Source organism: Rothia aeria (assembly GCF_016726365.1).
In the GTDB taxonomy this organism is placed as follows: Bacteria; Actinomycetota; Actinomycetes; order Actinomycetales; family Micrococcaceae; genus Rothia; species Rothia aeria.
This window is the reverse complement of sequence record NZ_CP068102.1, coordinates 602,720-626,979: the sequence shown is the minus strand read 5'-3', so window position 1 is coordinate 626,979 and position 24,260 is coordinate 602,720. Positions and strand designations below refer to the sequence as shown.

Sequence of the window (24,260 nt, the reverse complement as noted above, 5' to 3'; positions counted from 1 at the left end):
AGCAATTATTTAGAAATTTTAAACAATATATGGCACAAACATTTATTTTTTCTAATGAGGTATTTCCCACCCTTTTGTGGTGAAATAGAGACATCATTAAGCTTCGTGCGCATCGCGCGCACCGTAGTTAGTTAGGAGTCAAGGATGACGCATCCTTTCGCATCTGAGCACTACCAGAACATGGCGAACGAGGCTCGTAAGCTCGTCCGTCAGTGGGTCACTGAGGCGCAGAACGAGAAATCAACCTTTGCCGCTGAGCAACTCGCTGGCGTGCTCAAGGATCCGAATGGCCTGCCTTTTACTGTCGGTTTTGTCGACGGCGTGATCCGCCCCGAAGACGATAATGTCTCGGGTCGTAACCTCTCCCATATTGCATCTCTTGTTCCTTCCTTCCTGCCGTGGTATATGAAGTCCGCTGTTGGTATCGGCGGTAAGATGGCGGGTAAGCTCGCCTGGCCGACCGTTCCCGTAGCACGCCGAGTGCTCCGCGAGATGGTTGGGCACCTGATCGTTGATGCCTCCGACGAGAAGCTAGGTGGCGCAATTGCAGAGCTCACTAAGACTGGCAACCGTCTAAACGTGAACCTTCTGGGTGAGGCTGTGCTGGGTGATAACGAAGCAGAGCACCGCCTTTCCGAGACCAAGCGACTGTTGGCACGTGACGACGTTGATTATGTCTCCATTAAGGTATCGGCTGTCTCCGGCCCGCACCAGCACTGGGCGTTTGACGAAGTTGTTAATGAATCAGTCCGCCGCCTGACCCCGCTGTACGAACTGGCTGCCTCCACCAGCCCCACCAAGTTCATTAACCTGGACATGGAGGAGTACAAGGATCTGGACATGACCATTGACGTGTTCACCAAGATCCTGGATCAGCCGCAGCTGAAGAACCTCGAAGCGGGTATCGTGCTGCAGGCGTACCTGCCTGATACTCTTGCCGCTATGATCCGCTTGCAGGAGTGGGCTGCACGCCGCGTTGAGAACGGTGGCGCAGGTATTAAGGTTCGCCTCGTTAAGGGCGCCAACCTCTCCATGGAGATTGTTGAAGGTGTGATGCACGGTTGGCCCGTCACCACCTGGGACACCAAGCAGGCAGCGGATACTAACTACAAGCGTATCCTTGATTACGCCCTGCGCCCCGAACATGCCAAGAACATCCGCTTGGGTGTTGCTGGCCATAACCTCTTCGATGTGGCGTTTGCACTGCTGCTGGCTGAGGACCGCGGCGTTGCCGACCGTGTCGAATTTGAGATGCTGATCGGTATGGCCGAGCAGCAAGCAAAGGTTATTCAGAAGCGTGTGGGCCACCTGCTCCTGTACACCCCCGTGGTAAACCCCAAGGAATTCGATGTTGCTATCGCCTACCTGATCCGTCGTCTGGAAGAAAACGCATCAAGCGAGAACTTCATGTCGGGCATCTTTGACCTGGCAACTGACGAGGCTATCTTCAAGCGTGAGGAAGAACGCTTCCTGCGCTCACTGAACTCCGTCACTGACGAGATTCCCTCCGCTAAGCGTACCCAGGACCGTTCCCACGAGAACGCTGAGAACGTCTTCGTCCCTGCGGGTCGCTTCGAGAACACCCCCGATACCGACCCCTCACTGGCAGGTAACCGTGCATGGGGTCGTGCGATCCTTGAGCGTTCCAAGAGCACCCAGTTGGGTATTGATATCCTCAAGGAGAATGAGCTGACCTCTGTTGCTGAGGCGGAGGCACTTATTGAGGAAACCGAGCAGGCTGGCAAGGCTTGGGGTCGTCTCTCCGGTGCTGAGCGGGCTAAGATTCTGCGCCACGTGGGTAAGGGTATTGCTCTGCACCGTGCAGACCTGCTGGAGGTTATGGCTGCCGAAGCTGGCAAGACTCTTGAGCAGGGTGATACCGAGGTATCTGAGGCTATCGACTTTGCGTACTACTATGCAATGCTGGCTGAGGACCTCGATAAGATGGACGGTGCTCGGGCTAAGTCTGTAGACCTGACCCTGGTCGTTCCGCCGTGGAACTTCCCGACTGCTATTCCCGCCGGTGGTGTGCTTGCCGGTTTAGCCGCAGGTTCTGCTGTTATCTTCAAGCCCGCAACCATTACCGCCCGCACCGGTGCTCTGATTGCAGATATTATGTGGGACGCTGGCGTGCCGAAGGAAGTTCTGAAGCTTGTCAAGGTTGTTGACCGTGAGGCAGGTAAGGTACTCATTTCCCACCCCGAGGTGGATCGTCTGATTCTTACCGGCGGCTACGAGACCGCTGAGCTGTTCCGCTCCTGGCGCGATGACCTGCCGCTGTTCGGTGAAACCTCAGGTAAGAACTCCATTATTGTTACCCCGAACGCTGACATCGACTTGGCTGTGAAGGACGTCGTATACTCGGCGTTCGGTCACGCGGGTCAGAAGTGCTCTGCCGGTTCAACTGTTATCCTGGTTGGTTCCGTGGCTCAGTCTGAGCGGTTCCGTCGTCAGCTGCTTGACTCCGTGAACTCCCTGCACGTGGCGCACCCGCAGGACATTGAGTCTCAGATGGGCCCGGTGGCGCAGAAGCCTGAGGAGAAGCTACTCCGCGGTCTGACCACCCTTGGTCCGGGTGAGCGTTGGCTGATTCAGCCTAAGGAACTGGACGAGACCGGCCGCCTGTGGAGCCCCGGCGTTCGTGAAGGCGTCAAGCCTGGCTCTGAGTACCATATGACTGAGTACTTCGGTCCGATTCTGGGTATTATGACTGCTGACACCCTTGAAGAGGCTATTGAGCTGCAGAATGCTCCCGACTACGGCCTGACTGCTGGTCTGCACTCGCTTGATGCTGATGACCTTGAGCTGTGGCTCTCCAAGGTGCAGGCGGGTAACGTGTACGTGAACCGTGGTATCACCGGTGCAATTGTTCGCCGCCAGCCCTTCGGTGGCTGGAAGAAGTCTACCGTCGGTTCCGGTACCAAAGCTGGTGGCCCCAACTACCTGGTCGCACTTACCGACTGGGAGCCGGATCACGCAACCGCTACTACCGTTCCGCAGTCTGTGGCGGTACGCGAGGTACTGGCCACCGCTGAGGGCGCTAGCCTGTGCGGCGCAAAGGACTTCGAGTTCATTAAGCGCTCGGCATCCTCCGACGCTCACGCTTGGGAGACTGAGTTTGGTTACGGCCACGATCCCTCGAAGCTGGGTGTTGAGCGTAATATTCTGCGCTATCTACCCACCCAGGTGCTGGTGCGTGCCGATGAGTCGGCACCTGCGGCAGAGGTCGTACGTGTTGTACTGGCTGGTTTGGCAGCCGGTGCCCCGATCGCTCTGTCAACTGCACGGGATCTGCCGGTCGCCGTCCGCGGTGTGCTGGAGAACAAGGGCGTGAAGTACTCGATCGAGTCTGATGAGGCATGGCGTAACTGGCTCAAGTCCAACGCTAAGACCCCGGTTCGTGCCCTGGCTGGCACCCCTCTGGAAGGTACTCGTATCCGCTACATTGGTAGCGATGTAAAGTCCGTGTACACCGCTCTGGGTGGCCGCCCGGACGTGGCTGTGTACTTCCAGCCGGTGACCGAAGCCGGGCGTATCGAGATGCTGCCGTTCCTGCGTGAGCAGGCCGTCTCGATTACCGCACACCGTTTCGGTAACCCGAACCCCTTCTCTGAGAAGGTCATTGCTTCTCGCTAGAAGCTGTAAGTAACTCATAGGATGCGCCTTGTCTCCTTCGTGGAGGTGGGGCGCATCCGCCTTTAAAACAGCCTCGTCATACTGGTAATCAACGTGCTCTCGGTTACGTTATATGCGATAATCTAAGGTATACCGTGCGCGTTCCCCACGGCGCGAACGTGGCTCGCGTGGCTCACGCGGCCTGCAAGGAACACAGTGAAAGGAAACCACCGTTATGAGCAATGTTCCCGCAGAACTTTTGTACACCTCCGACCACGAGTGGGTTTCGGCTCTCACCGATGAGGGCACCGTTCGTATTGGCATTACCGACCACGCACAGGATGCTCTGGGCGACGTTGTGTATGTTGATCTTCCCTCGGAAGGCGATACTGTCGAAGCTAACGATTCTTTCGGCGAGATTGAATCCACTAAGTCCGTTTCGGATGTGCTTGCCCCGGTTGCTGGCGAGGTTGTGGCCGTTAACGAGGCTGTGAACGACGATTCGTCCTTGGTTAACAGCGACCCTTACGGGGAGGGCTGGCTCGTTGAGCTGCGCCCTGCAAATGCTGATGATCTCTCTGGTTTGCTCTCTGCTGAGGCATACAAAGCAGAGTTGGACTAGGGTGAGTACGATGTTTTAAGCCCTCGATTCAAAAATGAGAGCTTAATCTCGGTCGCAGCGAATGTGTAGAGGTGTTGGTGAGTTTCGAACTTGCCAGCACCTCCATTTTTCGAACAGGGTAGGTTCCCCTTAGTTCGGCGTTATTTCACGGGTAAAACGGCGTATTGGCTTCAACCCCGGCTTCATATTCGGGCGCTGAGGGGGCTAATTGGTATTCTTTCTCCCAGCGCTTAATAAAGTACTTTCTCTGTAAAAAATCATAAAATTTACCCAGAATCTTCGGGAGAAATGGCATTCTCTCGCTTAAAGCTATAAGATTGAACAGCAGGTTAAGTGTTTATCATTTCGTGATAATTCACGAGGGCCTGCTCTCACACTCAAACACAGGCGCTAAATAGCTGGCTACCGTGCAAGCCTCCCGGTCATGTACGTGTCAGGCGCTGGGGTACCTTGAGCGTACCCCAGCGTGTATTTAGCGAAAATCTATAAACCCGAAAGTTGTTCTCATGAGCTCACTCATTGATGAAAACCTCGCAAGGGCCGAGGCTCTCGTAGAAAGCGTCGGGCGTGGCGAAAACAGCCGCGACCCCCGCGACATTAAAAGCCGTACCATCGGTCAGGTTCTTAGTCAGCTAGACCTGGACTTCCCCGGCATTAGCGCTTCGAAGATTCGCTTCCTCGAAGAACGCGGACTGGTGTACCCCAAGCGTACTGACACTGGGTACCGCAAGTACTCCCAGACCGATATTGAACGCCTGCGGTACATCCTCACCATGCAGCGTGACTACTATATGCCGTTGAAGGTCATCCGCCAGCACCTTGACGACCTTGAAGCCGGACGCGCTATTAACGCAATCCCTGCGCCGGTCTCTGACGAGGTGCTGGACCAAGTACTCGGATCCTCCGACAACGCAAGCCGCAAGTACACCCTGCGCGAGCTGGCAGAGTACTCAGGGGCCTCAACAGAACTTATTGATGACCTGGTTGAATACGGCCTGATCGAGGCTAAGGACGGCGAATACACCGAGTATGATGTGCTGACCGCCCGCACCAGTGCTGAACTGACTCAGCACGGTATTCAGCCCCGTCACCTGCGTTCCTTCAAGTCTGCTGCAGAACGCGAGATTTCTCTGGTAGAAATCGCGGTAGCTCCACTGGCTTCCCGCCGCGATCCTTCATCGCAGTCTCAGGCTCAGGAGCGTGCGGATAAGATCCGCAAGCTGTGCCTGCAGCTGCATGCAACTCTGGTCGAATCGGCAATGCCCAGTTACGAATAATTCGGCATTATCGAAAACACTCTGTTATTCCGGCACCGGGACCGGGACGGGGCGTTTTCCCCAGAATCCGAGACACAATCAATAACCCCGCCGATGGGTTTATAGTGGATTCACTCACTCAGCATGAGGATGCGCGCCTCGCCCACTGGGCGAGGCGCGCATCCTCATTTAAGTCATAAAATTTTTTGCTGAAATACGTTCTTATTTAGGTGCGTTGTCCCGTGCAAACGTATCCTTCAGCCGGTACGATAGCTAAGTAGGATTCTCATGGTGCATGTCCTAACCGGACGGCCCCACCTCGTACCCTCACCGTGGGGAGAACGTAAGAGAACACAAAGAATAGGAAGTAACCTCAGTGGCGCAGCAATCCAGCCGTGGGCAGAACGCGAAAGGCACCGCATCCGCTGCGGATGCAGCAGACTCTACCCTTTCGCACCCGATGGATCAGCCGCTTGAAGGGTTCGGCTCTCTTTTTCCCACAACGCCACCTCCGCGCGGAGAACAGGGGGTGCTTTTCGCAGACCCTCTGTCCCTGGTAGATGAGAACCTGGGGTATCGTGGGTCGGTAGCCCGCAAAGCGGCGGGTATAAGCTACCGCCAGCTGGATTATTGGGCGCGTACCGAGCTAGTGGTCCCCACAGTTCGTTCAGCCTCCGGGTCTGGTACCCAACGTCTCTATAGTTTTAGGGACGTGCTGGTGCTTAAGATCGTAAAGCACCTGCTTGATACTGGTGTTTCCCTCCAGCAGATCCGTACCTCCATAGAGCACTTACGCACCCGAGGCGTGGAAGACCTGGCGGGAGTGACCCTTATGAGTGATGGCACAACAGTATATGAGTGCACATCCCCGAGCGAAGTGATTGACCTGGTACAGGCGGGGCAGGGTGTGTTCGGTATCGCCATTGGCCGTGTCTGGCGTGAGATTGAGCAGAACCTTAACGGCGAGCCGGGAGAAGACACCCTCGGCGGGGCGCATGAGCACGTAGACCAGTTGGCGGCTAGACGTGCCCGCAAGGTCGGGAACTAAGTCCCGGCCCTGCCTTGCAGGCTGCCCTAACCCACGATACAAGAGGCGGCAGGGAGGCAGTCCCTGAGAAAGAAGCCTACGCACTAGCAGGTACCCATAGTATTTTTGAATCGTGGGTTTCAAGCGTACCCTGCAAAAAGCCTCACCATTCGGTGAGGGTGCAGTTATTTCGCTAGAATAAGTTGTAAGCACTCATTCATTGGAATACTCAACGGAAATATACTCTCAATGCCTAGAATCGTCAGTATCAGTAGCCTCAAAGGCGGCGTAGGCAAAACTTCCATAACACTCGGTTTGGCATCTGCCGCGCTACATGGTGGGCTCAAGACTCTCGTAATAGACCTTGACCCACACGCAGACGCCAGCACAGGGTTGGACGTTGCCCCTACCACCCCCGATATTGCCTCCATCATGGATGGAGACGAAGAGGACGCGTTCACGGCCTCAGTCGGCCCATCTGGGTGGAACCGTCACGCCGGTGCCACTACGCTCTTAACCAGCCACCCCGCCACTACCGGCGAGATACAGGTGGCGCGCGGCTCTGCCCGGTCAATCCTCTTCGATACCCGGCAGCATGTCTCCTACAGTGAGCGGGTGCGGAAACTTATCCGCGCGACTGACGCTACCTACGATCTGGTGCTCATTGACTGTCCTCCTTTTATGGGAACCCTCACCTCGGTGGGGTGGGCTGCCAGCCAGCGGATACTTTCTATCGCGGAACCTTCCCTTTTTTCGGTTGCCGGAACCGAACGCACGCTACGCGGCATCGCCCGTTTTAAGGACAATAACGAACAAGATATTGAGGGGGCTGCGGTCATCATTAATAGGATGCGCCCTAATGACCCTGAGCACCTGTACCGCCGCGAAGAAATGCGTACCCTCTTCGGTGGTCTCGTGGTTGAGCCAACCCTGTGGGAAAGCTCAGCGGTACAACGAGCCCAAGGCGCGGCTTTTCCTATCCATTACTGGCCCGATGAGGAAGCCGTGGACCCGGCAACCCGTTTCACCCGCCTGCTCACGGGGCTTGTCGCCGCCCTGTAGCCGTTGGATATGAAAGAGCCGCAGAAAGTAAAGGACTTCTTCATGCCGCAGAACAGCAACTCGCCGCAGCGCCCAAACGAACATACTCTACACTCAAACCAGGATGATCTGGGGCCCACTATAGTGTGTGCACCGTTCGCCGGGTACCTGACTCTGCTCGTGGGTCAGGGCGAGCATGTGGACGCGGGACAGAAGCTCGCCATCGTCGAAGCCCTTAAAGTGGAAACTCTGGTAACGGCTCGGACGCACGGTCGGGTTGGGCGTATTACCCACACCGATGGCTCATACGTAACTGGTGGGCAGCTGCTACTGACTATAGTGCCGGAATAAAACCTAAGTCCCCGTGTTATAGCTACCGTTAGAATGATACGAAGGGCACCTGAGGCCCAAGAAACTGGCAAACCCGAGAACCGGCAGGCCCGGGACCACCACATGATAAAGGTAGGAGCGCATGAGCATTAAAGACCTCGAAGTCATTGACGGGGTGGCACAGTACGACCTTGTAGTGATCGGCTCTGGGTCGGGCAATAGCATTATTGGACCCGAGTGGGATGATAAGACAGTCGCCATTATTGACGGCGGTATATTTGGCGGCACCTGCCTAAACGTGGGGTGTATCCCCACAAAAATGTTTGTGTATCCGGCCACCGTGGCAGTTAAAACGCAAGAAGTTGCTGAGCTTGGCGTTGAAGCATCCGTGCAAAACATTTCGTGGCAGAACATGCGCGACCGCATTTTCCCACACCGAATCGATAAGATTTCTGAGGCTGGCCGCCAATGGCGTGCTAACCTGCCGAACGTTGACTTCTACCCAGAGTATGCGCACTTTACCGGCCGGCACACCCTGCAGACTGCATCGGGCCGGAAGATCCACGGTAAGCAGGTGGTTATCGCCGCCGGTTCACGCGCCACGCGCCCCGACGTGCCCGGAATTAACCTGCCGCAGGTGCTCACAAATGATACCGTGATGCGAATGGAACACCTACCGCAGCGTATGGTGGTGCTTGGCGGCGGGGTAGTGGCCGCAGAGTTCGCACATGTTTTCTCAGCGCTGGGCGTTGAGGTAACCCAGGCGAACCGGTCAGCCCGCCTGCTGCGCGGCGTGGATGAGGAGGTTGTGAACCGTTTCGCCCAAGCCGCATCTCAACAGTGGAATCTGCTGCTGGAGCACTCTCTCATCGAGATCCGTCAAAATGATGACGACTCAGTAACCGTGGTTCTTGAGAACGACGGCGAACTAGTTGATGTGGTTGCCGATAAGGTGCTGGTGGCTACCGGGCGGCGTCCAAATAGTGATAGCCTGCATGCTGAGAAGTTCTTTGATGTAGATGCCCGCGGCCTTATTGGTGTGGACGAGTATCAGCGGGTACTGTACAACGGCGCCCCCGTTGAAGGCGTTTTTGCGCTGGGGGATATCTCCTCCCCATATCAGCTTAAACATGTTGCTAACCACGAGGCGCGCATCGTGCAGCATAACCTGTCCCACCCGAATGAGCTACGCGCCAGCGACCACCGCTTTGTGCCCGCGGCTGTGTTCAGCCACCCGCAGCTGGCGTATGTGGGCCTCACCGAGGAGCAAGCGCGTGCCGCCGGTGAACGTGAAGGCTTTGAGGTGACCGTTAAAAGCCAGGAGTTTGGGGATACCGCCTATGGCTGGGCGATGGAGGATAAAGTGGGGCTGTGCAAGCTGATCGCCCGTAAAGATACCGGTCAGCTGCTGGGGGCGGCGCTGGTGGGCGAGGAGTCATCCGTGCTCATTCAGCCGCTCATTCAAGCGATGAGCTTCGGGCTGGGGGTGCGCGAGATGGCCCGCGGCCAGTACTGGATTCACCCCGCACTGACTGAAGTTGTTGAGAACGCTCTGCTGGGGCTTGAAATCAACGCATAGCTATAGCTGCAAAATATGCCGCAGGGCAAGTTTTCCCGGTTTGAGGAGACTCGGTGGGAAAGCCTGCCCTGCGGCATACATCTTCTGGGAAACATATACCTGGCAGCCGTCAGCGCACATTGCGTACATGCGGCACCCGACCGTTCCGGCCCAAGGCCGAACTTATTGCTCGTGGGAGCGAGAAGTGTCATCCTCTGCTGCTTCGATCACAGCGGTATCCTTGGGGCCGTCAGAGGTCACAGCAGTCGTCTCAACCTGCTCGGTACTTTCGGTTTTCTGCGCTCGCGCAGCCTGATACCCCTGCAGCCTCTCACTGGCCTGCTCCCTGAGCTCCTCAATGCGTTCGCTGGCCTGCTCCGCGTATTCGTGCAGTTTCTCGGACGCCTGCTCTTTTATCTCCTGCAGCCGCTCTAGACGCACACCCATATCGCTGGAGACCCGGCTGTACATATCGTCCACATATGCGGAGAAATCTTTCAGAATCTTTGAGCGTTTAAGCTTCTGCGATGGCGTCAGGTAACCGTCGGCTTCCGTCAGGTCTTTGTTCATGATGCGAAATTCACGCACTGCCTCTGCCCGAGACACCAGCAGGTTTGCCTCGTCAATAAACATCTGCACTGCCTCACGCACCTTCGGGTGCACCGCTGCCTCGGGGATGCTCATGGCACGCGGTAAGCCCAGGTGTTCCAGCTGCTCCGGCAGCGTATCCGGGTCAAGCGTCACCAGCGCGGCAATAAATGGTTTCTGATCTCCCACCAACATTGCCTGAGATACCAAGGGGGAGGTACGGATGTGATCTTCCGCCACGGACGGTACCACATTTTTACCGCCCGCAGTCACAATAATTTCTTTCTTACGGCCCACAATCGTCAGGTTGCCGCGTTCATCAAAGCGGGCCAGGTCCCCGGTTTTAAACCAGCCGTCTTCAGTAAATGCGGTGGCGTCTTCCTGAGGGTTCTTATAGTATCCATCGATCACACCCACGCCGCGCACCTGCAGTTCGCCGTCTTCGGCAATACGCCCCTGCGCTCCCGGTAAGAGCGGGCCGATGGCCCCGATCTGGAACTCGCTAATACGCCCCGCTGCAATCGGCGCGCAAGTCTCCGTGAGACCGTACCCTTCAACCACCCGGATACCTACAGCGTGGAAGAAGTGGCCTAGAGTATCGGATAACGGGCCACCACCCGAGACGGCGTACTTTAGCTGCCCGCCCATCGCCGCTCGCAGCTTCGCATACACGAGCCTATCGTAGAACGTGTACTGGGCCGCCAACGCGAGGGGAACCCGACCGGAAATTTTAGCGCGCGACCACTCAACAGCAACCTTCACTGAGCGGTCAAATAGGGCTTTGTTGAGCGTTCCGCCTTTAGCTGCTTTAGCCTTCGCCCCCTCATAGATTTTCTCAAACACGCGGGGCACTACCAGCAGCATAGTCGGTTTAAAACTGTCCAGATCGGCAGCGAGGTTTTTAATATTGGGGGAATGCCCAATCTGTACGCCCGCGTCCATCGCCAATATCTGAATCAGCCTGGCGAGCACATGCGCCAACGGCAGAAAAATAATAGAGGAATTATGGGGATTCGCAATCTCTGGTTCCGCCAGTTTGGTGTTTACGCTCAGGTTCAGGAAATGCCCGTGTGTTAGCGGGCACCCCTTCGGCCTGCCGGTGGTACCTGAGGTGTACACAATAGTTGCCAGGGAGCTGCAGGTGGCGGTGTCACGTGCCGTATACACTGCTTCTTCCGGCACGTTGAGCCCGGCCGTAATGAGCGCATCCAGGGCCCCGTTATTAATAACCCAGGTGTTTTCAAGGTGCAACGGCTCAATGCTGTTCGCCTGTTCGATAACACCAGCCAGCTTATCGTCCTCAACGAAAACTGCTTTCGCTTCGGAGTGAGAAAGAGCCCACGCCGCCTGGGCGGGCGCGCTCGTCTCATACACGGGAACAGAGACGGCTCCCGCATACCAGATAGCGAAGTCAATGAGAGTCCATTCGAACCGGGTGCGGCTCATAATGCCGATACGATCTCCGGGAACAATACCGGAGGCGATCAGCCCTTTAGCCACCGCCACCACCATGGCCCGAAATTCGCGGGCCCGCACCGGCTGCCAATTCCCCGGTGACATCTGCCAGCGATACAACAACGGGTTGGTAGTGTCAGCGCAACGGCGTTCTAAGATGCTGGTGATATTCAGCTGCGGGTCGCACATTACCTCTGCTGGAACAGAGAAAACCTTCATGAGTTACGCCTTCCACGCCCTAGCTTAAGGACTGTACAAATTTGTGTGTGAATTCTTTAACAAGCTCGGCATCGTAATCAAGGGTCGCCACATGGTAGCTACGGGTGAGCCATTTAAATTCTACCGATGCCGAGACATGTTGCAGAAAATAGCGGTGTGACGCGTCAGTAACGGTGTGGTCTGATACGGAGCGCAAGTACAGTACAGGTGCATGCAGTTTCGGCAGTAGCTCGCGGGTTTCTACCCCCAGCAGGTGCAGCTGCCGGATAGACGCGGTGGGAGTGCGTGCATATGCCCCTTCATCTACACCCGGCACGGCAATATCGGACCCTATTGAGCGCATTACCGGCAGCACTGGTGCCACCCGGTGGGCAATGCGCATGAGCGGGTTGACATCAACAAAGAACGGGTTAATAAGCACTGTGCCAGCAACCGGGCGGCGTGCCGCAAGGTGCGCGGCAAGGCATCCACCCATAGACATACCGATAACAATTACTCGATATCCCGCACCAGTGAGCCGCTCGTACGCCTGCTCAACACTATCTATCCAATCGGTGTAGTGGGTGACTGCCATATCACGCCAGTGAGTTCCGTGGCCGGGTAAGCGGGGTAACTCCACCGGGTACCCTTTCTCTGCTAAATACGCTGCTAACGGGTGCAGACTGTGCGGAGAGCCTGTGAACCCGTGCACGATGAGGATACCTAAGTCACCCGCATACTTTTTGGGGTCTGCGGGGGACGACAGCGGTTCGTGGTTAAAGTCCGGCTGCTGCGCAGGCACCCCACCTGTCTGTTGCCTCTCGTGTACTTTGCGGCGTATCCGACGCACCGGCTCTAACGAGTTCTCAAAAATATTCATACATCCCCCAGGAAGCTGTGTAACCCCACACTTAATATCTAGCACTATTATTGCTTTCAAGGTGAGATAAAAACTCACGCTATTGAGCTGTGAGCGTGATTTCGTGCGATTCACAGGTAACTGGCAGGTGAAAATGGGCTGTATAACACCCAATGGACCCCCTGGTACCCGGCTACAATCTACTAGGAAGGCACTCGCCCCTCCGATGACGCACACCGGTGTGAATTAATCGAACCGTGCCGCGTTCAATAACCGGAAACACTCCAGGAGAAAACTGTGGTCACACACCCCGCCACAACACCCGTATATGCGGTACTTAAAGCAATAAGCGACCCCACTGTCCGGCGGATCTGGCCGCATGAAGTCATAGGTGCTGAAAACATGCCCAATGGTCCAGCCATTATTGCCAGTAACCACTTAGCCTTCTGCGATTCGGTGTTTATTCCGCTTGCGGTTAAACCCACCGTAAATTTCTTAGCGAAAAGCGACTATTTCACTACCCCCGGCTTTAAAGGGCGTGCAATGGCAGCTTTCTTCCGCAGCGTGGGCCAGCTTCCTATGGATCGTTCGGGTGGGGAGAAAAGCAGGGCTTCTTTAGAAGCGGGTCTAAAGGTACTTCGTGCAGGGGGAGTGCTCGGCATCTACCCTGAAGGAACCCGCAGTCCTGACGGACGCTACTACCGCCCTAAAATTGGGGTGGCGCGTCTTGCATTGGAATCTGGTGCGCCCGTGGTACCTGTGGGTCAGCTGGGCACCGACCTAATACAGCCAGCCGGGACGAACAGGCCACGTTTTCGGCATAATGGGAAACCCATTACGGTACGCACTATTATTGGTAAACCGTTGGAGTTCGCGCATTTGCAGGATAAAGCTAATGACCACGCCACGCTCAGGGCTGTGACCGATCAGATTGCTGAGGCTATTCGCGCCCTCTCGGGGCAGCAGTACGTGCCTGTGCCCGCCGACAAAGTTAAACGGCTTATGGCGGCTCATGGGTGGAGCGCCCAAACCGCAGTAGCTAGTCTTCTCACACACTAACAGCCACATTTCGGTTGTACGGGCCGCTTTGTGGCGTGTGATTTCACGCAGCGAGATAAAAACATGACCGCTCCGTACCGTCTTGCCCATAGCGGGAGTACAATAACGTAGTACTGCCTCATGGTTTTAGCTATGGGGTACCGCAACCGCAGACAACCCAACCTGAGTGATAGAGCGAGACAACATACATGAGCAACACGATTCGCCCGCAACAGCCCAGCGACCATGGGCTGGATATTTGGCGCACCCTTAATGCTGACCAGCAGCCTACCTGGGCGGATCATCCCGACTACGCGCCCACAGTGGCAGAACTCGAAAAGCTGCCCCCGCTGGTCTTTGCGGGGGAAGTAGACTCGATGCGCCATCAACTTGCTGAAGTCGCTGAAGGTCGTGCTTTTCTGCTTCAGGGCGGAGACTGCGCCGAAACGTTCGCGGGAGCCACCGCCGATAAAATTTCAGGCCGTGTTCGCACCATCCTACAGATGGCAGCGGTGCTGACCTATGGGGCCTCTATGCCTGTGGTTAAGATGGGCCGCATTGCCGGGCAGTTCTCTAAACCCCGCTCCTCGGATGTGGAAACCCGTGACGGTGTTACCCTGCCTTCGTTCCGTGGAGAAACCGTTAACGGTCATGAGTTCACAGCAGAGGCGCGCACTCACGACCCCAAGCGGATGCTGCGCGGGTACCACACCTCCTCGGCAACCCTGAACCTGGTGCGGGCTTTCACGAAGGGCGGTTTTGCCGATCTGCGTTCCGTACACCAGTGGAACCGCGGGTTTACCGAAAACCCTGCGCATGCCCGCTATGAAGAAACTGCGCGTGAAATAGGCCGTGCCCTCAAATTTATGGAAGCCTGCGGGGTGGACTTTAACGCGTTGACCACCACCGACCTGTACGTGGGCCACGAGGCACTGGTGCTTGATTTTGAACGTGCCCTCACACGCATCGATTCGCGTACCCACCAACCGTATGACACGTCCGCACACTTTTTGTGGATTGGCGAACGCACCCGAGGAATTAACGACGCCCACGTAGACTTCCTCTCTAAGGTGCGTAACCCCATCGGTGTTAAGCTGGGCCCCAGCACCACCACCGATGACGCACTAGCTCTTATCGACAAGCTCGACCCTGAACGGGAGCCCGGTCGTCTTACTTTTATCACCCGCATGGGGGCAAAGAACATTCGTGAAAAACTTCCCGCTCTCGTTGAGGGGGTTAATGCATCCGGGGCGAAGGTCGTGTGGGTTACCGACCCCATGCACGGCAACACTATATCGGTTCCATCGGGGATTAAAACCCGCCGGTTTGACGATATCCTGGATGAGGTGCGCGGCTTCTTTGAGGTGCATGAGTCCCTGGGCTCTTTCCCCGGTGGCATCCACGTTGAAATGACTGGGGATGACGTCACCGAGTGTTTGGGCGGCTCAGACCCCGTGGATGAGGCAGCACTGGCTAACCGCTACGAATCGCTGTGCGACCCGCGACTGAACCATTCACAGTCTCTGGAGATCGCATTCTTGGTATCTGAGTACCTGAAGAGCCAGTACGTGCGCCAACTGGGTAATACTATGCGTTAAGCACACCCACATAACGTATGATGAGGCCGATGAGCCGTCCTAAAGAGGGCAGCCCATCGGCCTTGAACGTATGAGGTGTGGGGGATTAGAGCCCACCAAACATTTGTGACAGGTTAGCCCACCACGTGCTCTGTAATACCGACTGGGCCAGCAGCCACCCCACGAACCCTGCCAAAACTAGGGCCACCAAGAGTACGACCACTCCCGTCACTACTGTAAATGGTGACGGTGGCGGACCTAGCCGTTCAGCCGGGAGCCTCCTGTTACGGGGGAAAGGACGCGGGCCGGGCCGCGCTTGCGGATGCGATGCTGGCCTGCGCTGTGGGGAACGGTTAGGGCCCGGTGGGGTGCGTGGAAGTCCAAAGACATTATTCGGGGAACGCTGAGCAAGCTCTGGGCGCAGCGCGCCATAATGCATCCGCGCCGAGGAACCGTCCAAGGACCGCTGGCCGCCCAGAGGGATATCGCCACGCGCTAAAGCAGGGTTTACCGGCCGGGTTTCAGGGCCGATACCGATCGAGAGCGGAACGTATTCTTCCATGGGCAGCACAGGTTTTGCAGGCTGGGCCCGCCGGTTAGTGCCCACCAGCAGATCCTCAGCACGGCCAATACCACTGATGGGGCTGTTGTGCACCATCTGGGCCAACCCCGTAGTCTCAGCGATGTGTTCCACAGCCTCCCATAGCGGAACTTCAGGTTCCTCCACGAGGGGAGTGCGCCAGGCAAGCTCTTCCTCGCTCATGTGGGCCGTCACATCCCGCAGATCGGTTAGAACTTCAAGCGCGTTCTCTGGACGGTCTTCAGGCTGCTGACGGGTACACCAGCTAATGAGCCCCGCAAGCCCTGGATCTAGGCCGGGAGCAGCCTCCGCGACGGGCGGGATTTCGACGTTTGCATTGTAACGGTGAACCTCGCTGCTGTTGGCGATGCCATCAAACGGCAGATGCCCGGCGAACATGAGGTACATCATCACGCCCAAGGCAAAAATATCGGCGGGTGCACCCGTCTGCTGGCCTTTGACCAGTTCCGGTGCGGCGTATGCGGGGGTGCCCATAATCTCACCGGTGAGTGCCTGGTCGTCGCGGCGCGTCAACCCGAAGTCTGCCAGTTTCACCGTTTCGGTCACATCCAACAAAATATTGCCGGGTTTAATATCGCTGTGTACCAGCCGTCGCGCATGAGCCTCAGACAGTCCCTCCACTACCGGCAGTAGAATTTGCAGGGCTTCCCCCACAGATAGGGCACCGCGCTCCCGCAGCAGCTGGCCTAGAGTACACCCGTGCACGTACTCCATGACAATGTATCGTAGCTTCTGCCCGCGTACCGTCTGTTCACCTGAGGAAAGCACGCCGATCACATGTCCGCCGCCCATCTGCCGTAGCGATGACTCTTCACTGTAAAACTTGCGCTGATTCTCTGGCGAAGCAGCCAGTTCAGGTTTCAGAATTTTAATAGCCACCGGGGAATCGTTGAGCCATGTGTCGGTCGCATAATACACTTCGGCCATACCGCCGCCAGCAATGAGCGGGCCAGCCAAGTAGTGTTCATCGAAGATGATGCCGTTTAACCAGTCACGCCCCCGCGTCGCAGAACTCGCGGGGGAAGAAGATGGTGTTGAAGATGGGGGAGGATTCATTATCTACGATTCTAGGGGATATGTGGTGTCCATGCTGCATGGACAACTCTCACTGAGCAAAGATACAGCGGATTCATAGGTAAAGAGGGTAAAACCGGCCAAGTAATAGAGCCCGGACCACACACCATAACAGAACCGGCAATAATGGCGGCGCATAAGTAGGCAAAATTGGGTAGATTCTGGCACTCTTAAAAGGTGAGTAGCGAAAAAACTGTACAGACCTTTGCCCTTGTAGGTGACTGGGTCACTATTCCCGATATTGCCGAGGCACTTGATTTGAAAGTTACTCGAGTGCACAACCTTATCTCAGATGGCACTCTTGTAGCCCTGCGCGAACCAGACACGAATGTGCGTAAAGTACCCGCGCTTTTTCTCAACGGCGATCATGTGCTCGAATCTCTCAAAGGCACCTTAGTAGTGCTCAAAGACGCTGGTTTTAGCGACGAGGAAGCCATCACCTGGCTCTACACTGCGGATGATTCTCTGCCGGGACGTCCCATTGATGCGCTCATTAACGGGCAGAAGACGGAAATCCGCCGCCGCGCACAGGCCTTAGCCTGGTAAAACCCAAGTCCGATAAAACCGCGCGCCGTTGAGTACTTGGGCGCTTTTCTCAAACTAGTGACGGTGGAGGGGCCACCCGCATGATGGAGTGGTCCCCTCCACCTTTTACAGTTACGCGGCTCGATGCAGCGCTTTTGCTGCAATAGCTTCTAAGGCTTCCCGTACCTGCTCCGGTACCGGTAAAGCAGCCAGCGCCGTATCAATGGCAGCAGACTTGCGGGCAATGAGTTCCTCAAGCTGCGCCACTGCACCACAAGAAAGCATGAGACCACGCACCCGCTGAACATCGTGAACATCTAGGTTCGGGTTCCCCAAGCATGTCTCAAGCAGGGACCGTCCCGCCTGATCCGCATTCTTTTCCGTAAGTGCCACCAGTACGGTGCGTTTTCCTTCCCGAATATCATCCCCGGCAGGTTTTCCAGTGGTTTCAGGCTCACCGAACACCCCCAGCTGATCATCACGCAGCTGAAAGCCTTCACCCAGGGGTAAGCCGAAGCTGTGGTACGCATTAAGAATGGGGTGGTGCTGGTTCTGCTGTGCATCAAGGGCTAGAGCGCCGCCAAGAGTCAGCGGGTGCTCGCATGAATATTTGGCTGACTTATAACGGATCACGTTCTGGGCACGCTGTAGTGCCGCATCATAATCTTCGGAATCGATGACTTCCGAGAGCACATCCAGGTATTGCCCGGCCATGACTTCGGTGCGCATCGTATCGAAAACAGTTCGTGCGGTGCGGTCTGGTAGGGAGCCCACCCCCGTGCGCGCAAACATTGTCTCCGACCACGATAGGCACAGATCTCCGGCGATAATACCCCCCGTAAGACCATAGTTAAAAGTATCGCCGCGCCAGGCACTACTTTTATGCTGGTTCTCAAAACGCTTGTGCACAGCGGGTGCTCCACGCCGAGTATCGGAACGGTCAATAATATCGTCGTGGATGAGCGCAGCGGATTGAAACAGTTCAATGGCCACCCCTATACGCACCACCGACAGGGGCTTTGGGTCCTCAAGAATACTCACCCCACCTGCGCCGCGCCATCCCCAGTAGCTCAGTAGCGCACGCAGCCTTTTACCACCTGTGGAGAGCGCTTCAATGGCTGCTAACAGGCTGAGTGCATCTGGTGAAATATTGGAGAGCATCTCGCGCTGTTGGGTAAAAAAACGCGCCATTTCGGCCTCAACCTCTTGCAGATATGCCTGCTGTTCGGCCTGAATTTGCGTTTCAAACGCGCTCTGCGTAGCCATTGTTGCTCCCGTCGATATATATCTGGCGGTGGTCGATACCCATCTAGCTTATGCTATCTCCCATAATTCGCGGTATTTTCGCGTGGGGCTAGCCAACTCGATTTTTTATAGAACAAGAATACTATATAGAATATATATGCTATTATGGGGTGGTGGGAGGCTGAAGATACATCAAAGCTGAGGCACAATAGTCATCCAGGGCCTCCCTCTATCAAGGGGGTGGAATGTCTGAGAACGTAAAAAACATCTTTAATACATCTCGCTTCCAGCGGGGGAATACCGCTGATGACCGAAGCGAGAAGCCCCGCATCATGATGCATCTTGATATGGACGCATTTTTTGTCAACGTAGAGCTGCTGAATAAACCAGAATTACACGGAACTCCTATTATTGTGGCGCATGAGGGCCCGCGCTCAGTGGTATGTTCTGCTTCCTATGAGGCTCGAGACTCGGGTGTTCATTCGGGTATGCCGCTGGCACGTGCTAAACGCCTGAGCCCACAGGCAACTATTCTGCCTCTGCGGGGTGATTACGGCTTTTACTCTCGTGCGGTCATGCGAATACTGCGGGATGAAAGCCCGCTTGTGGAACAAGTAAGTGTTGATGAGGCATTCATTGATCTCACCGGTGCCACTGCCATCGGCGGATCCCCGGTTGCGATAGCACAGCGGGTGCGAGAACGTATTGCAGACGAGCTGTCTCTACCCTGCTCGGCGGGGATATCTATTAATAAGTTTCTTGCCAAAATGGCCTCAACTGGCAGTAAACCCAATGGGCTGTGGGTGGTGCCACCCCACAGGGTGCAGGAGTTCCTGGATCCTATGCCGGTTAATAAACTGTGGGGTGTGGGGGCGCGAAGCGCCACTTTGCTGAACGAATACGGAATCTACACGGTGGCACAGCTGCGTGAATTTGACGCCCAGTGGCTGTGCGGGCGTTTTGGTAATGCGGCAGGGAACCATCTCTATGCTCTTGCTCGTGGTATTGATCATCGTCCGGTGGTCACTGAACGTGTTGAGAAAAGTATGGGAGCTGAACATACCTTTGCTGCCGATACTCGCTGCGTCGCAGATATTGAGCGAGCGGTGCAGGGTATTGCTTTACGGTTGGGGCGGCGGCTGCGCGCAGCAGGGAAAACCGCCGGTGCGCTGACCATTAAATATCGTTATGAAGGTTTTGAGACACACACTAAATCTATACCCCTAACTGAGCCTGTAGATTCTGGGATGCAGATATATCGTATTGCTTGCGCCGCCCTGAGGGCGATGGGGCTTTTGATCAAAAGTTGTGATGGTCAAAAGGAACAAGCGTCACGGGCTTTACGGTTGATAGGGGTACGCGCCGAGCGGCTGCAACAATGCGCCTCTGGTGTGCAGCAGACGCTTTTTGCCTTGGACCCACAGGAAGGTGACGGTGCAGAGAAAGCTGACTGGGGTCGTGTGGAGCGTGCCCTTGACGGCATCCATACGCGATTTAGTGCAGAGGCGGTGCGCCCGGCCTCTCTGATGGGGTATACGGCGGGGCGAACACATATGCACAGGGTGCAGCATCGTCAGGGGTAAGGCAGGATGAGAGGCGTAGAAGTGCGAGCTTTTAAAGAATATACGGCTTAGAAATCCCCTGAGTGTTAAGCGTTGAGGCAGGTTCATGGGCCGCTGGGTACTCTGATGCATCCGCGGCAACGCAGGGATGTGGTGAGTGCGGCTTTTATTCTCAGTACATACACAGAGATTTAGCTCAAGAAAGAGTACCTATTGGGGGCCTAAAAGGGGTACTATGATGAACGTACGCTAGGCTACATGTGATGGTCTTGCCCCGGGGTGGATATGTGCCGACGGCAGGGCTTTTGGGCACGGTTTTAAGGAGAATGCTATGGCACTTTCGGAGCGCGAACAGAAAGTCCTTGATCAGCTTGAGGAGTTAATGCACGCCGAAGACCCGCAGTTTGCAAGTTCGATGTCTTCGACGGGCAATACCGCGCCCGTATTTAGCGCCCGCCACATGGTGCTGGGTATCCTGTGCGTGCTTGCTGGGCTGGGCATTATTATTGGGGCGGTTGCCTCAAAGATTATTCTGCTTGGTATTGTCGGCTTTATAGTTGCCGCCGGGGGCGTGTATTTTGCGACCACCAGTAAGAAAACCCCTATTGATTCGTTCTTAGGTGGTAAGGCTAAAGGTGCCTCCGCTGAGAAGGCGCAGCAACAGCGCAAACAATCGAAGCTCATGGAGCGCCTGGAAGAGCGCTGGGATGAGCGCGAACAGGGGCGTTAGTATATTTTTCTTCTTGTGATACGTCAGTGCTGGCGTGAGGTACCACCGTGGTAATAGGCTGGTACGTTTAAACCGTGTTCTACCTCAGACTTGGTGGTGGGGCGGGGCTTCCATAAGGGAGGCCCCGCCCCACTGTCCGTTAAAGGTCGCTGTACTTGCAGCTACTGTACATGCCACACCGGGGTGGTGGTACTAAGAGCCGGTATTTATCCCAAGCTAGCGTTAGCTTCTGATTATGGGTGTTTTCCCCACCGTAAGCGGTACTCACGCTGAAACTGAGGATGTTTCCTCCACTTTTCCCTCCACAATCCTCCACCGCCCCACAATAACCCGTGTAGCGGCGGGATTGTGTCTGCTGCCGCCAATAACTCTAAAACTGCCTGCGTGGAACGGGCAATGATGTGGTTTTTCAAAATATGTTGGCTATTCGTGCGTCGAATCAGCGGGTGGCGAACTCCTCAATAACGGTCCTATCTGGGGTGAAGCTGCGGGATTCAAGGGCTTGACGTGCAGGTTTATTAAAATTTGCGGGAAAATTTGGGTGCTTAAAAAGGGTTAAGTGGTGGAAAGTGGGGTAAAGTGGAGGGTAGCAGATTGTTCAAGTGCGCTGTGAGGGGGTGGGTACGTGTTTTTAGGGACGTATTCGCCTCGGTTAGACACCAAAGGGCGCATCATTCTTCCCGCGAAATTTCGTGAGGAACTTTCTGCTGGTCTAGTGCTCACCCGCGGACAGGAACGTTGCTTGTACGTGTTCTCTGCGGAAGAGTTTGAGCGTATTCACGAGCAGATGCGTTCAGCGCCACTGTCTTCACGGCAGGCTCGGGACTACATGCGTGTGTTCCTGTCGGGCGCATCTGATGAGGTGCCCGATAAGCAGGGGCGGGTCACCATCCCGGCGGCGTTGCGTGAGTACGCTCGGTTAGACCGCGAGCTTGTCGTCATCGGCGCGGGTTCCCGAGCCGAAATCTGGGACGCTCAGGCTTGGGACGAGTACCTTGCTCGTACCGAAGCTGAATTTGCACAACTGGATGAGGAGCCTTTCCCCTTCCTGTAAACCACCCCATCTGTTAGCGCATTCGCTGCGGGAGCAGATCCTAGTACGTGACCCTCAAGGAGCGAATATGAGCGCTAAGGAAAGCACCCACGCCGGTGCTCAGGGAGCGGTAGCTCCCGCACACACCCTTACGCTTACTGAAACTCCCGATGCGGGGCTTTCGAAGAAAGAAGCGAAAGAACGCCACGTACCGGTTATGCTTACCAGGTGCCTTGACCTGCTAGCCCCGGCCCTCGAACGTGAAGGGGCAGTGGTCATTGATGGGACGTTAGGAATGGGCGGGCACACCGAGGCAATGCTTGAACGTTTCCCCGAACTGCAGGTGATCGGTATCGACCGAGACCCGCAGGCGCACACTATTGCGGGGCAGCGGCTGGAGCGGTTCGGCGAGCGGTTCATCCCCGTGCACGCTGTGTACGACCAGATTGAATACGCCATGGATGTCGCCGGGGTGAATGCCGTCGATGGCGTCCTATTCGACTTGGGTGTCTCCTCTATGCAGCTGGATGAGCGTTCACGCGGGTTTGCTTATTCTTACGACGCTCCGCTCGATATGCGGATGAATAGTGAAGATGAGCTGACAGCACGCACCGTAGTGAACGAGTATCCGCTGGAGCGGCTGCAGAGAATTATCCGCACGTGGGGCGAAGAGAAGTTCGCCGCGCGGATTGCCGAACGGATCGTTGCTCAGCGGGCCGTTCAGCCGTTTGAGACCACCGGTGAGCTGGTAGCCGCTATCCAAAAGGCGGTGCCAGCAGCGGCACAACGCAAGGGCGGGCACCCTGCGAAACGCACTTTCCAGGCGCTACGCATTGAGGTGAACCACGAACTGGAGGCACTGGAACGCGCTGTGCCGGTCGCAATCGACTCGCTCTCCCTGGGCGGGCGGTTCGTGGCCATGAGCTACCACAGTTTAGAAGACAAGATCGTCAAGCGGGGCCTGAGTGCTGCCGCCACCTCTAAGGCGCCCAAAGGGTTCCCCGTGGAGCTTGACGAACATAAGCCAACGATGAAAGTTATCACGCGTGGCGCAGAGCCACCGACTGAGGCTGAAATCGCAGAGAATTCACGCGCCGCAAGCGCAAAATTGCGGGCTGGCGAGAAGATTAGGGTTACATAAATGAGCGTAACAACGAAGACCACCATGACGGGGGAGCGTAGGAACACGCCCAAACCCCCGGGTCGTAAAACACGCCCGGAAGGGACAGCTGCTGCGCCGGGCCGAGCAGGCTCCTCACACCCCGGGTCGGCTCGTCGTGCCTCCACAACTTCGACAAGCACCCGCCGCACCGCACAGAAGGAAAAAGTTGGTGCATCATCTCGGGCTGCTACCGCTGGCAGCACCACCCGAACCAGCACCCCCAGCCGGGCTCGAACAACCGAAACAGCCCGGTCTCAGGGCGCTGGTGCCATGCGCACCTCCCGGGGGGCGACCCTGCTAGACGCTCCTGCCCGTTTCTTGGCGTACACGCGCGGGGTAGCGGGAGTATTTGAGAAGCCCTCAACCGCGCAGTTCGAAGCGAATACCACCTCGGCGCGGCCTAAACCTGCTCGGGGCGGTACAGCTGGGCGCGCTGAAGTGCGTGAAGCCTCCGGTGCAAAAAAACGTGCGCCGCTGGCCCGTTCTTTACGTAAACCCACCCGCCGGGGAGGCATCATGAGCCTTCTGATGTGGGCGGTGTTTTTGGTGATCCCGCTATTTCTCATCTTTAACCTACTGATGAATATCCTAGTGGCTCAGCGTCAGTACGAACTGGTAGACATGCACGCCCAGGAGCTGGCTCTCACCCAGCAGAACGAGGCTCTGCATCAGGAGCTGGGGTACAACGAAGCTCCGCAGGATCTAGCGATCCGTGCTTCTCTGCTGAATATGTTCCCCAGCACCACCCCGGCAACTTTGGACGTGCAGAACGGTACGATTCAGGGCACCCCAACCCCAGCTGCTTCGCCCACCTCAGCTAATGGGACCCGCGGGAATCTGGTGCCAGCACCCGCGACCCGCGATAATGACCCCTCCGGGCAGAAGGCTGCGGATGCCCAGAAGCAGGCGCAGGAGAAAACCGCGAAGCAGAACCGTGAGCGGGAAGAGAAAGAGAAGCAGGAAAAGGAGAAGGCAAGTGCTGCCGCCTCGCCTTCACCCTCTGCATCTCCGCAGGGTTCACAGAGCCCGCAGCAGGCTCAGCCATCACAGGCTGCGCCTAGCGCCTCCGCGAATCGCTAATACAGTTCACACCCCGGGTAGGGGCGGTGGCGCCGATTGGTGTCACCTAATCTACTCGGGGTAGTGTTCTGTTCGGGGCAAGTT

Annotated in this window: 19 protein-coding genes; 15 read left to right on the top strand and 4 right to left on the bottom strand. The window is 56.3% G+C overall.

The window, feature by feature from the left end:
- Positions 1-144 precede the first annotated feature (144 nt).
- The 7 genes from I6I94_RS02595 to I6I94_RS02565 all read left to right on the top strand — a co-directional run bounded on the left by I6I94_RS02595 (position 145) and on the right by I6I94_RS02565 (position 9,470).
- Positions 145-3,636, top strand: coding sequence for a bifunctional proline dehydrogenase/L-glutamate gamma-semialdehyde dehydrogenase (locus I6I94_RS02595; protein WP_037236401.1), 3,492 nt, complete (start codon positions 145-147; stop codon positions 3,634-3,636).
- Positions 3,637-3,850: 214 nt separating this feature from the next.
- On the top strand, positions 3,851-4,237 hold the full coding sequence (gene gcvH / locus I6I94_RS02590; RefSeq protein ID WP_006887859.1) for a glycine cleavage system protein GcvH: 387 nt from the start codon (positions 3,851-3,853) through the stop codon (positions 4,235-4,237).
- 506 nt (positions 4,238-4,743) lie between these two features.
- Positions 4,744-5,514 (top strand): transcriptional regulator FtsR, encoded by a 771-nt coding sequence (gene ftsR, locus I6I94_RS02585; protein ID WP_006887865.1) that lies wholly within the window; start codon positions 4,744-4,746, stop codon positions 5,512-5,514.
- Between the two features lie 439 nt (positions 5,515-5,953).
- Positions 5,954-6,541 (top strand): MerR family transcriptional regulator, encoded by a 588-nt coding sequence (locus tag I6I94_RS02580; protein ID WP_236588956.1) that lies wholly within the window; start codon positions 5,954-5,956, stop codon positions 6,539-6,541.
- Positions 6,542-6,769: 228 nt separating this feature from the next.
- Positions 6,770-7,582 carry a ParA family protein gene (locus tag I6I94_RS02575; protein WP_126853881.1) on the top strand — a complete coding sequence of 271 codons (813 nt, stop codon included), beginning with the start codon at positions 6,770-6,772 and terminating at the stop codon, positions 7,580-7,582.
- Positions 7,583-7,591: 9 nt separating this feature from the next.
- Positions 7,592-7,912, top strand: a complete 321-nt coding sequence (locus I6I94_RS02570; RefSeq protein ID WP_126853880.1) for an acetyl-CoA carboxylase biotin carboxyl carrier protein subunit — start codon at positions 7,592-7,594, stop codon at positions 7,910-7,912.
- Positions 7,913-8,033: 121 nt separating this feature from the next.
- Complete coding sequence (locus I6I94_RS02565; RefSeq protein WP_128087626.1) at positions 8,034-9,470, top strand: mycothione reductase; 1,437 nt, start codon at positions 8,034-8,036, stop codon at positions 9,468-9,470.
- A 162-nt stretch (positions 9,471-9,632) separates the two neighbouring features.
- Here the strand turns inward: I6I94_RS02565 and I6I94_RS02560 are convergent, their stop codons facing one another.
- Positions 9,633-11,711 (bottom strand): AMP-dependent synthetase/ligase, encoded by a 2,079-nt coding sequence (locus I6I94_RS02560; protein WP_128087627.1) that lies wholly within the window; start codon positions 11,709-11,711, stop codon positions 9,633-9,635.
- Positions 11,712-11,730: 19 nt separating this feature from the next.
- Positions 11,731-12,570 carry an alpha/beta hydrolase gene (locus I6I94_RS02555; RefSeq protein ID WP_126499823.1) on the bottom strand — a complete coding sequence of 280 codons (840 nt, stop codon included), beginning with the start codon at positions 12,568-12,570 and terminating at the stop codon, positions 11,731-11,733.
- Between the two features lie 276 nt (positions 12,571-12,846).
- Here I6I94_RS02555 and I6I94_RS02550 point away from each other — a divergent pair, with 276 nt between their 5' ends.
- Both I6I94_RS02550 and I6I94_RS02545 read left to right on the top strand, forming a co-directional pair.
- Positions 12,847-13,608: a lysophospholipid acyltransferase family protein gene (locus I6I94_RS02550; protein WP_006888851.1), complete on the top strand. Its 762-nt coding sequence runs from the start codon at positions 12,847-12,849 to the stop codon at positions 13,606-13,608.
- 188 nt (positions 13,609-13,796) lie between these two features.
- Positions 13,797-15,185 (top strand): class II 3-deoxy-7-phosphoheptulonate synthase, encoded by a 1,389-nt coding sequence (locus I6I94_RS02545; protein WP_128087628.1) that lies wholly within the window; start codon positions 13,797-13,799, stop codon positions 15,183-15,185.
- 85 nt (positions 15,186-15,270) lie between these two features.
- On the opposite strand, the gene I6I94_RS02540 is transcribed toward I6I94_RS02545, so the two are convergent.
- Positions 15,271-16,821 (bottom strand): serine/threonine-protein kinase, encoded by a 1,551-nt coding sequence (locus I6I94_RS02540; protein WP_128087629.1) that lies wholly within the window; start codon positions 16,819-16,821, stop codon positions 15,271-15,273.
- Positions 16,822-17,016: 195 nt separating this feature from the next.
- Between I6I94_RS02540 and I6I94_RS02535 the strand changes: the two genes are divergently transcribed.
- Positions 17,017-17,385, top strand: a complete 369-nt coding sequence (locus I6I94_RS02535) for an Rv2175c family DNA-binding protein (RefSeq protein WP_006888853.1) — start codon at positions 17,017-17,019, stop codon at positions 17,383-17,385.
- A 111-nt stretch (positions 17,386-17,496) separates the two neighbouring features.
- Here I6I94_RS02535 and I6I94_RS02530 read toward each other — a convergent pair whose 3' ends face one another.
- On the bottom strand, positions 17,497-18,630 hold the full coding sequence (locus tag I6I94_RS02530; protein ID WP_126926542.1) for a polyprenyl synthetase family protein: 1,134 nt from the start codon (positions 18,628-18,630) through the stop codon (positions 17,497-17,499).
- A 224-nt stretch (positions 18,631-18,854) separates the two neighbouring features.
- Between I6I94_RS02530 and dinB the strand changes: the two genes are divergently transcribed.
- From dinB to I6I94_RS02505, 5 genes are all read left to right on the top strand, one after another.
- Positions 18,855-20,192, top strand: coding sequence for a DNA polymerase IV (gene dinB / locus I6I94_RS02525; RefSeq protein WP_174232410.1), 1,338 nt, complete (start codon positions 18,855-18,857; stop codon positions 20,190-20,192).
- 310 nt (positions 20,193-20,502) lie between these two features.
- A complete protein-coding gene (locus I6I94_RS02520) occupies positions 20,503-20,901 on the top strand; it encodes a DUF3040 domain-containing protein (RefSeq protein WP_023134584.1) in 399 nt (132 codons plus the stop codon).
- A 625-nt stretch (positions 20,902-21,526) separates the two neighbouring features.
- Positions 21,527-21,955 (top strand): division/cell wall cluster transcriptional repressor MraZ, encoded by a 429-nt coding sequence (gene mraZ, locus I6I94_RS02515; protein ID WP_006888897.1) that lies wholly within the window; start codon positions 21,527-21,529, stop codon positions 21,953-21,955.
- A 67-nt stretch (positions 21,956-22,022) separates the two neighbouring features.
- Positions 22,023-23,075, top strand: a complete 1,053-nt coding sequence (rsmH, locus tag I6I94_RS02510) for a 16S rRNA (cytosine(1402)-N(4))-methyltransferase RsmH (protein WP_126926541.1) — start codon at positions 22,023-22,025, stop codon at positions 23,073-23,075.
- Complete coding sequence (locus tag I6I94_RS02505) at positions 23,076-24,176, top strand: hypothetical protein (protein ID WP_126926540.1); 1,101 nt, start codon at positions 23,076-23,078, stop codon at positions 24,174-24,176.
- The last annotated feature ends 84 nt before the right edge of the window (positions 24,177-24,260 follow it).